Source organism: Ewingella sp. CoE-038-23 (genome assembly GCF_040419245.1).
In the GTDB taxonomy this organism is placed as follows: domain Bacteria; phylum Pseudomonadota; class Gammaproteobacteria; order Enterobacterales; family Enterobacteriaceae; genus Ewingella; species Ewingella allii.
This window is the reverse complement of sequence record NZ_JAZHOH010000001.1, coordinates 2701620-2714218: the sequence shown is the minus strand read 5'-3', so window position 1 is coordinate 2714218 and position 12599 is coordinate 2701620. Positions and strand designations below refer to the sequence as shown.

The window sequence follows — 12599 nt, the reverse complement described above, 5'->3', positions numbered from 1 at the left end:
TGAAAAAAACCGGACAGCGACGCCCGGTGAAAACTGCTCTTGAGAGCCTGGTTATATATCAACCTAATTATTATTTATCCTTTAATACCGCAATTAAGATTGAGCGACCAATCAGGATCGCGACAATGACGTTATTCATCTGTGGAAAACCATTCGTCGGCGCTTTCCCAGGTTTCTTGCAGAATTTCTTCTATACGATCGCGGTCTGTCTTCGGCGCACCCATAACGGAGAGGTTATTAGAGCCGGCGTAGCGAACCTGAACTTTGTTGTCGGTGTCAGAAAATTGTTGGTTTATTCGTTTACTAAATTCACCTGACAGCGCTTCTAGAGCACCGGCTGGAAGAGGTTTGGTTTTATCGATTGTGACTTCAACACGCATATGACCCCCTGAATTGATATGACTGTATATTTATACAGTCATATTATGCAGTAAGCAAGGGGTACATGGATTTATGTCACCGCCAGACGAGAAACTGCCATCTGGCGGCACTTTCACTTAATAAGAAGTGACTTTCCACTGCAAGGTCTGCCCGGCGAGGAAAGGAACCACCGTCTCATCACCCAAGGCAATTTCTTCCGGCTGGGTCACGGCGACTTTTGTGATTTCGATGAAATCTTCATTCACTGGCAGGCCGTAGAAACGCGGGCCGTTCAAAGAGCAGAAAGCTTCGAAATGCTGCAGGGCATTCATCTCTTCAAACACGGTGGCATAGGCAGGGATTGCCAGAGGGGCGTTAAAGCAGCCCGCGCAACCACAGCTCGACTCTTTGCGGCCTTTGGTATGAGGTGCTGAGTCGGTGCCGAGGAAGAAGCGATTAGAGCCGCTGGCGATAACGTCGCGCAGGGCCTGCTGATGCACGTTACGCTTCAAAATCGGCAAGCAGAACAGGTGAGGGCGGATGCCGCCAACCAGCATGTGATTGCGGTTAAACATTAGATGCTGTGGGGTGATAGTCGCGCCAATATACTCATTGCCACTGAGCACGTACTGAGCCGCTTCTTTAGTGGTGATGTGTTCAAAAACAATCTTCAGTTCAGGGAAGTGGGTGCGGATAGGGTCCATCACTTCATCGATAAAGCGCGCTTCGCGGTCGAAAATGTCTACGTCGCTATGCGTTACTTCACCGTGGATCAGCAGCGGCATGCCAATCGATTGCATGCGCTCGAAAATAGGGTAAATCGCTTTAACGTTGGACACGCCGTGTTGTGAGTTGGTGGTCGCATTAGCCGGGTAAAGTTTGGCGGCAGTAAACACGCCTTCCAGAAAACCACGAGCAACTTCTTCCGGGTCGAGAGAGTCCGTCAAATAGCAGGTCATCAGGGGGGTGAAGTTGTGACCAGCAGGGATAGCCGCGTTGATGCGATCGCGATAAGCCACTGCGGCTGCAACGCTGGTGACCGGCGGTGTCAGATTAGGCATAACGATGGCGCGGGCAAAAACTTCACTGGTATAAGGCAAAACGGTAGCGAGCATTTCATCATCGCGCAGATGAATATGCCAATCGTCTGGGCGGCGAATTTTCAAAACTTGCGGTGTTGCGGTCATCAGGCAGGGCTCCGGCGTTGAAAAGCAATACGTGAATTTCAGATGCATTAACGGCGGGGAACAAGGATAAGCTGAAAACTGTTCAGTTGCATCTGTTTAATAAAGTTAACATTGAAATTGAGGCAAACAGAGGGCCATAGTAGGGGCAGGGTTTCACTAATCCTCATCTTCATCCATATTTAAAGGCTACTGCTAAAGGAGAAGTTATGGAAGTCAGAGTCGTTGCTACCGTCGTCGCTAAGCCTGAATTTCTGAAAGAAGTCACGGACGCTATGCACCAGTTGATCGAGCATAGCCGCCAGGAGTTAGGCTGCCTTCAGTATGATTTACACCAGGATATCGACCATCCCGAGACTTTTATTTTCTATGAACGCTGGGCCACGCAAGAAGCTCTGTCCCAGCACAATGAAACTGAACACTTGGTAGGTTTTGCGCGCTTTATCGAGAAAAAGGTTTCTCGTTTGGACATCAAGCGTCTGAAAAAAATCGGCTAATTCACTTCTTAGCTCGTGAATCATGACCAATAAAAAACCCGCCGAAGCGGGTTTTTTCATGACCAGAATGCCCTATTACTCAGTTGGCATTGCTGGCTTGGTTGCCGGAGCTGTTGCAGTAGTCGCTGCAGCATGGCCACCCGCTGAACCTTTACCATCAAAGTTGAACTCTGGACGCACCCAGTCACTCTGACGAGCAGGCTCTGGAACATAAGCCGGAGCAGGCGCTTTGGTCATTGGCGCGGTAGCGTGATGTTTGAAGCGCGGAGCAACCACATCGGCAGTGACTGCCTCAGCCGGAGCTGGAGCTTTAACTTCTGCTGGCTGGACGGCTTCAACTTTTGGCTCACTCGCTACAGCCACTGGTTCAACAACAACAGGCTGCTGAGCTTCAGGTTTAACTTCAACCACTGGCGTCGGCTCGACTGGCTCAGCAGTTTCTGCTTCAACCAATACTGGCTCGTCAGCAACAGGCTGCTCTACAACCTCTGGTTCTGCATTCACTGATTCTGTGACTTCAGGCTTAGCAACTTCTTCAACCGGAGCCACTGCTGGCGCGGGTTCTTCAACTGCCGGAGCTTGAGTTTCTGCTGGTGCTTCTGCTACTGGCGTTTCAACAGCAGGTTGTTTCTGCGCTTCAACCACTTCAGTGACGACAGGTGCAGGGGTATTTTCCTGAGCAATTTCAACCTGATTAGTCAGTGTCTCGGCCTTCTCAACCACGGCTGCATGTTCATCTTGCTGTTCAGCGGCCTGAGCCACTGGGTAGCTGATCCACACTTTGCCAGATGCCATTTCTGGCGAAGCGAACGCACCCACTAATGGCATCGGTGACTGTGATGGATAACGCTCATCACGGTAACGGCGACGACGCTGACCGCTGACGCGCAGGTGGCGAGGTGAACGACGCGAGCGACGTGGCATACCACCTTCGCGGCCGCCTTCGTTCTGACTGTCATCTGTCTCGACTGCGGCAGTTTGCTCAACTTCTGGCTCAGCGCGTGTTTCTTGCGCGGCTGGCGTTACCGTTGGCATGACGCCGGTGATCAACTGCTGGGCAGCTGCTTCAGCTTCATGATCGATTTCAGACTCGAAGCGTACTTTCTGGGAAAGCTGACGACGCTGGCGACGTTGAGTTGGCTGACGATCTTCCTGAGCCGTTTCTTCAACAACGTTAGCGACAACTTCCTGAGCAACAACTTCTTGGACTTTATCTTCTGGGGTATTTTTGCGTTTGTCATCGGAACGACGACGTGAACGATCGCCACGCTCACGGCGCGGAGCTTGCTGCTGCTCGTCGCGAGAAGAGGTGTTTTCTTCTTCGTTACGGGTTTCAGCGGCGACGACAGGTTCTTGATTGCGACGGTTACGACGCTGATCTTCACGCGGCTCGCGATTGTTCTCGCGGTTATCACGGCCTTCGCCACGGTTATCACGATTGTTTTCGCGACCTTCGCTGCGATTATCACGATTGCCACGCTCACCGCGCTCACCGCGCTCACCGTTGCGATCGCGACGACCATTGCCCTGACGGCGCTGGTTACGACGATCACCGTTACGGCGATTTTCGTTCTCTGTGGTTTCAGGTTCAACTTTCGCTACTTCAACTGGCTTAGCTTCAGCCTGCGGCTCAGAGGCGAACAGACCTTTCAACCCGCTAAAGAAGCGGCTGACCAGACCCGGCTTAGCGGCAGCAGGCGCTGCTACAGCGGCTGGGCGAGTCGGTGCTGCTGGCTGCTCAACGGCTTCAGGACGGTCGAAAGAGCTTGGCGGCGCTTCGCTTTGCAGAGCAAATGCGGCAAGTGCAGGCTGCTCTGGGCGTTTACGCTCAGCAGGCATATCTTCAGAAGGTTGCAGCATCTCTGCTTCATGAATCTGCGGCAGCAAGTAGCTCAGTACCGAAGACTCTTCACCTTTACGTACGCGAAGTACGGAATAGTGAGGTGTTTGCATCTGATCGTTAGGCACGATCACTGCGCGCACGCCGCCTTGACGTTTTTCAATCGCATTGACTGATTCACGTTTTTCGTTCAACAGATACGAAGCAATCGGCACTGGAACAATGGCGTGAACTTCTTTGGTGTTTTCTTTCAACGCTTCTTCTTCGATTAAACGAAGAATCGATAGTGACAGGGATTCGTTATCACGAATGGTCCCGGTACCGGCACAGCGTGGGCAGATGTGGTGCGTAGACTCACCCAGAGAAGGGCTGAGACGCTGACGCGACATCTCCAGCAAACCAAAGCGAGAGATACGGCCAATCTGAATGCGAGCACGGTCTTGACGAACGGCATCACGCAGACGGTTTTCAACTTCACGCTGATGGCGCACTGGCGTCATGTCGATGAAGTCGATAACAATCAGGCCACCCAAGTCGCGCAGGCGCAATTGGCGAGCAATTTCGTCTGCTGCTTCAAGGTTGGTGTTGAATGCGGTTTCTTCGATATCGCCGCCGCGCGTTGCACGTGCGGAGTTGATGTCGATAGCGGTTAGGGCTTCGGTGCTGTCGATAACAATGGAACCACCGGAAGGGAGACGCACTTCACGCTGGAACGCAGATTCAATCTGAGATTCAATCTGGTAATGGCTAAACAGCGGGATTTCACCGATGTAAGGCTTAATTTTGCTGCTGAAATCTGGACGACCCAAGGCTGCGATATGCTCTTTAGCCAAATCGAGAATTTTAGGGTTGTCGATCAGGATTTCGCCAATGTCTGGGCGCAGGTAATCGCGGAATGCGCGCACGATGACGTTGCTTTCCTGATGGATCAGGAAGGGAGCAGGGCGGCCTTCGGCGGCTTTTTTGATGGCGTCCCAGTGCTTCAGACGGAAGGTCAAATCCCACTGGAGTGCTTCAGCGGATTTACCTACACCGGCGGTACGCACGATGAGGCCCATGCCGTCCGGCAGTTGCAGCGAAGATAACGCTTCTTTCAGTTCAGTTCGGTCATCACCTTCAATCCGGCGGGAAATACCCCCAGCGCGAGGATTGTTAGGCATTAACACTAAATAGCTACCGGCCAGACTGATGAAGGTCGTCAGTGCTGCACCTTTATTACCACGCTCTTCTTTATCTACCTGAACAATAACTTCCTGACCTTCGCGCAGAACATCTTTGATGTTTGGGCGGCCATGCGAGGAGTAATTGCTAGGGAAGTATTCGCGAGAAATTTCTTTGAGGGGGAGGAAACCATGTCGCTCAGCGCCATAATCAACGAATGCCGCTTCCAGACTTGGTTCAATGCGGGTGATTTTACCCTTGTAAATATTGGCTTTTTTCTGTTCATGACCCGGACTTTCGATATCCAAATCATAGAGCCGCTGTCCATCCACAAGGGCAACGCGCAACTCTTCTTGCTGAGTTGCGTTTATCAACATTCTTTTCATCTTAACTTACTCGTTATTTTTGCATTATTGACAGAGCTGCGGGCAAAATAACCTCATGGCCGGATAAACCGTTGGCCCCGAGTCTTCTCGCAAAGTCGTCAACCTCACGGTTGTCGCTTGCATAGGGGCGCATTATTTCGGTAAGCCTGCTTTTGCCGTATTAACCATACCAGCGTTATGAAAGCAGTACTTTTAGTAGGGGAATAGCTTCTGAATTTAGGTTAACAGATCTCATTCCATTTGCCGGCCAAGCTGCAATCCGCAGCCCGCTAATTGCTTGATTTCACATTACGTCTTACGCCATTGCTGCGCTTTTGTTCGATCAGACAAATCTATAATTCCTGCGTTTTCCCTAACTTAAGGAAAAGAACGCGGAAAGTGACCTCATTATTCCATTGCATGCACAGTGATAGCAAGGTGACTTTAGTAGTTGCAGTAAAGATTCTTATCCTTATGCGATGTAACCCGCATTGATTATCCCTTCATTCTTACTGCTCGTCGGGTTTTCCAGCCCAGTTGCTGATAAACTAAACGCTAAGCTCATAAAAACCAGTGGCGCGAACCGTGCCGGATATTTAGAATCGCGACCCATGAAAACTGAGAATCCATCTGTACAATTAATCCCCATTTCCGAAGACGAAGCCGGACAGCGCATAGATAACTTCCTGCGCAACATCCTTAAAGGCGTACCTAAGAGCATGATTTATCGCATCGTGCGCAAGGGTGAAGTGCGGGTAAACAAAAAGCGTATTAAACCTGAATACAAGCTGTTGGCTGGCGACGAAGTGCGCGTACCTCCGGTTCGCGTTGCCGAGCGAGATGAAGCGCCGGTCTCTGCCAAACTCGATAAAGTTGCCGCGTTAGCTGACTGCATCCTTTATGAAGACGATCATCTGCTGATCCTCAACAAACCTTCCGGCACCGCGGTGCATGGCGGGAGTGGGTTGAGCTTTGGCGTTATCGAAGGCTTAAGAGCTTTGCGCCCCGACGCGCGTTTCCTTGAGTTAGTGCACCGTCTTGACAGAGACACCTCAGGCGTTCTGCTGGTGGCCAAAAAGCGTTCGGCATTGCGTTCGCTGCATGAGCAACTGCGTTTAAAAAGCATGCAGAAAGATTACCTCGCGCTGGTTCAGGGCGAATGGCAATCCCACTGCAAAGTGGTACAGGCCCCCTTGCTGAAAAACATTTTACAGAGCGGTGAGCGTATCGTCAGGGTGAGTGCGGAAGGCAAGCCTTCTGAAACCCGCTTTAAAATTGAAGAGCGCTACGAGTTCGCCACGCTGATTAAAGCCAGCCCGGTAACTGGAAGAACGCACCAGATCCGTGTGCACGCCCAGTATGCGGGGCACCCGATTGCTTTTGACGACAGATATGGCGATCGCGATTTTGACGGACAATTAGCCGGAACGGGTTTGAATCGCCTATTCCTGCATGCCGCTGCTTTGCGTTTTGAGCACCCTGGTACCGGCGAGACGTTGCGCATTGAGGCTCCAATGGATGCCAAACTGCGCAACTGCTTGAAGAAGCTGCGTCTCAAACCCGCCAAAGGTTAATGCTTTTATACTGACTGTTGGCGCAGCAGGGGGTTCACGCCCTTAGCGCGCAACAGTTCCAGCAGTGCAATCAACGGCAGACCAATCAGCGTATTGGGATCTCTGCCGTTGAGTTGGCTAAATAAACTGATCCCCAACCCCTCGCACTTAAAACTCCCCGCGCAATCGTAAGGCTGTTCCATCTCTAAATAGTTGCTTATCTCTTCATCGCTTAACGCCCGGAAGGAAACCTCAAAGGGTTCGCATAAGGTAACGGCTTGCTGAGTGCGGCTATCGAGCAGTGACAGCCCAGTATAGAAGGTAACAACCTTGCCGCTAGCCAAGCGCAATTGCTGTTTAGCCTTCTCAAAGTTGTGTGGCTTGCCGGTGATTTTTCCCTCGATTGCACAGACCTGGTCTGAACCGATGATCAAATGATTGGGATGCGAGTGCATCAAAGCCCGCGCCTTGGCTTCGGCCAATCGTTTGACTAAAGTTTCAGGCGATTCATTAGCATAGGGCGACTCGTCGATATTCGGCGCGGCACAGCTAAACTCAAGGTTCAGCTTTTCCAGCAGTGCGCGGCGGTAGGTTGATGTCGACGCGAGCAGAATAGGGGGTAAAGTTGGCATTATTATTTTTTCACAAAGCGTAGCGTTATTTATTTGCACATCTTAAACTGTTGGCCGCTGTGGAAGCGAATATTGGTGAAAGGTGCGGTTTTGAGGCCTTTTTCTTTGACTCTATGTCGTTACAAAGTTAATATGCGCGCCCTATGCAAAAAGTAAAATTACCCTTGGCCGTTGATGCGGTTCGTACAGCCCAAAAGCGTTTAGATTACTCCGGTGTCTACACGCCTGATCAGGTAACACGAGTTGCGGCATCAGTGGTTAGTGTTGATTCTGATGTGGAAACATCTTTGTCGTTTAATATCGACAATCAACGGCTGGCCGTTATCGAAGGCAAATCAGCAGTTCTCGTAACTCTGGAATGTCAGCGATGTGGTAAGACGTTTGAGCATCAGGTTCACACAACATATTGTTTTAGCCCTGTTCGCAATGATGAACAGGCTGAGGCATTACCGGAAGCGTACGAGCCGATCGAAGTCGACGACTTTGGCGAAGTTGATCTGCTGGCAATGATTGAAGATGAAATCATTCTTTCTTTGCCTGTCGTTCCGGTACATGAATCTGAACACTGTGAAGTGTCCGACGCGGACATGGTATTCGGTAAACTGCCTGAAGAGGCGGAGAAACCAAATCCATTTGCCGTATTAGCGAGTTTAAAGAAAAGTACTTAAGGAGTAAGGTCCATGGCCGTACAACAGAATAAACCAACCCGTTCTAAACGTGGCATGCGTCGCTCTCACGATGCTCTGACCACTTCCACTCTGTCTGTGGACAAAACTTCTGGTGAAACTCACCTGCGTCACCATATCACTGCCGACGGTTTCTACCGCGGTCGCAAGGTAATCGGCTGAGATTTGCTTGCTACTTATTTGCGTGATAACTCACTCATGATAAGTACTAGCAAGGCGATACCTTGAATCGTCTAACCCTTGCGTTAGATGTAATGGGCGGGGACTTCGGTCCTTCCGTCACAGTGCCTGCTTCATTGCAGGCACTGATCTCTAATTCTGAACTCCATCTTCTTCTGGTCGGCGATCCCGACGCTATCACGCCTTTCCTTGCTAAAGCCGATCCTTCTCTGAGAGAACGAATTCGGATTATTCCTGCTGAATCAGTTATAGCCAGCGACGCTCGCGCATCGCAAGCTATCCGGGCCAGCAAAGGAAGTTCAATGCGGGTGGCCTTAGAGCTGATTAAGAGTGGAGACGCGCAGGCCTGTGTCAGTGCTGGTAATACTGGTGCACTGATGGGACTCGCAAAAATGGTTATAAAGCCCCTGGAAGGTATTGAACGCCCGGCGCTGATGACGGTGTTACCGAATCAGCTGCGTAGTAAAACGGTGGTGTTGGATCTTGGGGCGAATGTTGAATGTGACAGCACGATGCTGGTCCAGTTTGCCGTGATGGGTTCTGTGATGGCTGAAGAAGTCATCGGCATTGAGAACCCGCGCGTAGCCTTGCTGAATATCGGCGAGGAAGAGTCGAAAGGGCTGGATAACATTCGTGACGCGGCAGCCATTTTAAAAAATACGCCAGCTATCAACTATATCGGCTATCTTGAAGGCAATGAGCTGTTAACCGGTAAAACTGATGTGATGGTGTGTGATGGCTTTGTCGGGAATGTCACACTCAAGACCATGGAAGGTGTAATAAGGATGTTTTTGTCACTGTTAAAATCCTCTGGGGAGGGTGGCAAGAAGGCTTGGTGGCTGAAATGGTTAGGCCGTATTTTGCAGAAGAAATTAGCAAAGCGCTTCGGCCATCTCAATCCAGACCAGTATAATGGCGCATGTTTAGTAGGATTACGGGGCATCGTTATTAAAAGCCACGGCGGAGCAAATCAGCGAGCGTTCGCTGTTGCTATCGAACAGGCTGTGCAGGCGGTGCAGCGGCAAGTTCCACATCGGATAGCCGCGCGCCTTGAGGCTGTATTACCCAAGAGTGACTGATCGTACATGTATACAAAAATTCTCGGTACGGGGAGCTATTTACCCGTGCAAGTTCGGACTAATGCCGACTTAGAAAAAATGGTGGATACCTCCGACGAGTGGATTGTCACCCGTACAGGTATTCGTGAACGTCGTATCGCTGCACCGGATGAGTCTGTGGCCACAATGGGCCTGCATGCAGCAGAGAAGGCACTTGAAATGGCAGGCGTTAGCGCAAGCGAAGTCGGTCTGATCATTGTTGCGACAACCTCATCTACCCACGCATTCCCAAGCTCGGCATGTCAGATTCAAAACATGTTGGGTATCAAAGATACTGCGGCATTTGACTTAGCAGCAGCTTGCGCAGGCTTCACCTATGCGCTGAGCGTTGCAGATCAATACGTCAAGAACGGTGCTGTTCGCTATGCATTAGTGATCGGCTCTGACACCTTGTCGCGCAAGCTAGATCCGGAAGATCGCGGCACCGTGATTCTGTTCGGTGACGGCGCGGGTGCTGTACTGCTTGGCGCGTCAGAAGAGCAGGGGATTATCTCCACTCACATGCACGCCGATGGTCACTATGGCAACTTGTTGACGCTGGCTTATCCAGATCAATCCGCGCCAGAAAAACCAGCTTATGTCACGATGGCCGGCAATGAAGTCTTTAAAGTCGCCGTGACCGAATTGGCTCATATCGTTGAAGAAACTCTCGAGGCCAATAATCTTGACCGTTCAGAGCTTGATTGGCTGGTTCCGCATCAGGCGAACCTGCGCATCATCAGCGCAACGGCTAAGAAACTGGGTATGGGCATGGACAAAGTCGTCGTGACCCTCGATCGCCATGGTAATACCTCTGCAGCGTCTGTTCCTGCAGCATTCGATGAAGCCGTTCGCGATGGCCGTATCAAGCGCGGGCAACTGGTTCTTCTCGAAGCATTTGGCGGTGGCTTTACCTGGGGCTCGGCGCTGGTACGTTTCTGATTTAACAGGATAATCAAAATGACAAAAATAGCAGTTGTTTTTCCTGGGCAGGGCTCTCAAGCCTTGGGGATGTTGGCTGATTTAGCGGCTGCGCATCCGATTGTTGAGGAAACCTTTGCAGAGGCTTCATCTGCGCTAGGGTACAATTTGTGGGAACTGGTACAACAGGGGCCTGCAGAAGAACTGAATAAAACCTGGCAGACCCAGCCTGCGTTGCTGGCGGCGTCTGTCGCTATCTGGCGCGTATGGCAGCAAAGCAATGGCGCGAAGCCTGCTTATCTCGCCGGTCACAGTCTGGGCGAGTATTCCGCTCTGGTTTGTGCTGGCGTGCTGGACTTCAAACAGGCTATTTCGCTGGTTGAACTGCGCGGGAAACTGATGCAAGAAGCCGTGCCAGAAGGCACTGGCGCGATGTCCGCCATTATTGGCCTGGACAACGACGCTATTGCCAAAGCTTGTGAAGAGTCGACACAGGGGCAGGTAGTCTCCCCAGTGAACTTCAACTCTCCGGGCCAAGTGGTTATCGCCGGGCATAAAGAAGCCGTTGAGCGCGCGGGTGCTGCTTGTAAAGCCGCCGGTGCAAAACGCGCACTGCCTCTGCCTGTTAGCGTGCCGTCTCACTGTGCGCTGATGAAGCCTGCTGCCGATAAAATGGCCGTTGCGCTTGAGAACGTCACTTTTAGCGAGCCGCAATATCCGGTTGTGAACAATGTGGATGTCAAAGTTGAAACGTCGCCTGAAGCTATCCGCAGCGCGCTGGTTCGTCAGCTTTACAACCCGGTTCGCTGGACTGAATCTGTCGAATTCATGGCAGCGCAGGGCGTTGAACATTTAGTTGAAGTTGGACCAGGTAAAGTTCTTACCGGCCTGACTAAACGTATTGTTGATACTTTAACAGCAGCGGCCGTAAATGATACTGCCAGCCTGACTGCTGCGCTCGAACAAGAATAAGAGGAACATCATGAGCTTCGAAGGTAAAATTGCCCTCGTCACAGGCGCAAGCCGTGGCATTGGTCGTGCTATTGCAGAAAAGTTGGTTGCCGGTGGCGCGAAAGTCATTGGTACTGCAACAAGCGAAAGCGGCGCGGCTGCAATTAGCGAATATTTAGGTGAAAACGGCAAGGGCATCGCCCTGAATGTGGTTGATTCTGCATCGATCGAACAAACATTGGCTACGATTCGAGCTGAATTTGGCGAAATTGACATTTTAGTTAATAATGCCGGTATCACACGTGATAACCTTCTCATGCGAATGAAAGATGACGAGTGGCAGGATATTCTTGATACGAATCTGACTTCAGTATTTCGGCTGTCAAAAGCAGTAATGCGGGCTATGATGAAAAAGCGTTTTGGCCGGATCATTACAATTGGTTCTGTTGTTGGGACTATGGGTAACGCAGGGCAGGCGAACTACGCGGCAGCTAAAGCCGGGTTAATCGGTTTTAGCAAGTCTTTGGCGCGTGAAGTGGCTTCACGCGGCATTACTGTCAACGTCGTTGCTCCCGGCTTTATTGAGACGGACATGACAAGGGCGTTGACAGATGATCAACGCGCAGGCATTTTGTCATCAGTTCCAGCCAACCGGTTGGGTGATGCCAAAGAAATTGCTAGCGCAGTTGCTTTTTTAGCCTCTGATGAGGCCAGCTACATCACTGGTGAAACATTACATGTCAATGGCGGCATGTACATGATTTAAAAATTACGAAACTATTTGCGTTATTTGCGGTAAAAACCGCAAAATAGAGCAAATTCGTGGTTTGACCAGCCGGGATTTAGTTGCATCTTTTTCAACATTTTATACACTACGAAAACCATCGCGAAAGCGAGTTTTGATAGGAAATTTAAGAGTATGAGCACTATCGAAGAACGCGTTAAGAAAATCATCGTTGAACAGCTGGGTGTTAAACAGGAAGAAGTAGTTAATGCTGCGTCTTTCGTAGACGACCTTGGCGCTGATTCTCTCGACACCGTTGAGCTGGTTATGGCTCTGGAAGAAGAGTTTGATACCGAGATCCCTGACGAAGAAGCTGAAAAGATCACCACTGTTCAGGCAGCTATTGATTTTATCAACGCTAGCCAGCAGTAAGCTAATCTGCTTTTAG

The 12599-nt window shown here is 50.7% G+C and carries 13 protein-coding genes; 9 read left to right on the top strand and 4 right to left on the bottom strand.

The genetic code is table 11. The features are described from left to right. Positions 1 to 131 precede the first annotated feature (131 nt). Together dinI and pyrC are read right to left on the bottom strand one after the other, a co-directional pair. Positions 132 to 380 carry a DNA damage-inducible protein I gene (gene dinI, locus V2154_RS12740; RefSeq protein WP_353502557.1) on the bottom strand — a complete coding sequence of 83 codons (249 nt, stop codon included), beginning with the start codon at positions 378 to 380 and terminating at the stop codon, positions 132 to 134. Between the two features lie 117 nt (positions 381 to 497). Next, positions 498 to 1547, bottom strand: a complete 1050-nt coding sequence (gene pyrC / locus V2154_RS12735; RefSeq protein ID WP_353502556.1) for a dihydroorotase — start codon at positions 1545 to 1547, stop codon at positions 498 to 500. Between the two features lie 206 nt (positions 1548 to 1753). On the opposite strand from pyrC, the gene V2154_RS12730 reads away from it, so the two are divergent. After that, positions 1754 to 2041 (top strand): putative quinol monooxygenase, encoded by a 288-nt coding sequence (locus V2154_RS12730; RefSeq protein ID WP_353502555.1) that lies wholly within the window; start codon positions 1754 to 1756, stop codon positions 2039 to 2041. A gap of 75 nt (positions 2042 to 2116) precedes the next feature. Here V2154_RS12730 and rne read toward each other — a convergent pair whose 3' ends face one another. Beyond that, the gene (gene rne, locus V2154_RS12725) at positions 2117 to 5428 is read right to left on the bottom strand and encodes a ribonuclease E (protein WP_353502554.1); all 3312 of its coding nucleotides are present in this window, start codon (positions 5426 to 5428) and stop codon (positions 2117 to 2119) included. A gap of 590 nt (positions 5429 to 6018) precedes the next feature. On the opposite strand from rne, the gene rluC reads away from it, so the two are divergent. Next, positions 6019 to 6981: a 23S rRNA pseudouridine(955/2504/2580) synthase RluC gene (gene rluC / locus V2154_RS12720; protein WP_353502553.1), complete on the top strand. Its 963-nt coding sequence runs from the start codon at positions 6019 to 6021 to the stop codon at positions 6979 to 6981. A 5-nt stretch (positions 6982 to 6986) separates the two neighbouring features. On the opposite strand, the gene V2154_RS12715 is transcribed toward rluC, so the two are convergent. Next, positions 6987 to 7592, bottom strand: a complete 606-nt coding sequence (locus V2154_RS12715; protein ID WP_353502552.1) for a Maf family protein — start codon at positions 7590 to 7592, stop codon at positions 6987 to 6989. 143 nt (positions 7593 to 7735) lie between these two features. Here V2154_RS12715 and yceD point away from each other — a divergent pair, with 143 nt between their 5' ends. From yceD to acpP, 7 genes are all read left to right on the top strand, one after another. Beyond that, entirely contained in the window at positions 7736 to 8260 is a 525-nt protein-coding gene (gene yceD, locus V2154_RS12710; RefSeq protein WP_034791386.1) for a 23S rRNA accumulation protein YceD, read from the top strand. Between the two features lie 12 nt (positions 8261 to 8272). Then, positions 8273 to 8440, top strand: a complete 168-nt coding sequence (gene rpmF, locus V2154_RS12705; protein WP_013576249.1) for a 50S ribosomal protein L32 — start codon at positions 8273 to 8275, stop codon at positions 8438 to 8440. Between the two features lie 62 nt (positions 8441 to 8502). Continuing rightward, the gene (gene plsX, locus V2154_RS12700; RefSeq protein WP_353502551.1) at positions 8503 to 9537 is read left to right on the top strand and encodes a phosphate acyltransferase PlsX; all 1035 of its coding nucleotides are present in this window, start codon (positions 8503 to 8505) and stop codon (positions 9535 to 9537) included. 6 nt (positions 9538 to 9543) lie between these two features. Beyond that, a complete protein-coding gene (locus V2154_RS12695) occupies positions 9544 to 10497 on the top strand; it encodes a beta-ketoacyl-ACP synthase III (RefSeq protein WP_353502550.1) in 954 nt (317 codons plus the stop codon). Positions 10498 to 10515: 18 nt separating this feature from the next. Beyond that, positions 10516 to 11448, top strand: a complete 933-nt coding sequence (gene fabD / locus V2154_RS12690) for an ACP S-malonyltransferase (RefSeq protein ID WP_353502549.1) — start codon at positions 10516 to 10518, stop codon at positions 11446 to 11448. A 10-nt stretch (positions 11449 to 11458) separates the two neighbouring features. Continuing rightward, entirely contained in the window at positions 11459 to 12193 is a 735-nt protein-coding gene (fabG, locus tag V2154_RS12685) for a 3-oxoacyl-ACP reductase FabG (RefSeq protein ID WP_034791377.1), read from the top strand. Positions 12194 to 12346: 153 nt separating this feature from the next. Further along, positions 12347 to 12583: an acyl carrier protein gene (gene acpP, locus V2154_RS12680; protein ID WP_015690190.1), complete on the top strand. Its 237-nt coding sequence runs from the start codon at positions 12347 to 12349 to the stop codon at positions 12581 to 12583. Positions 12584 to 12599: the final 16 nt, after the last annotated feature.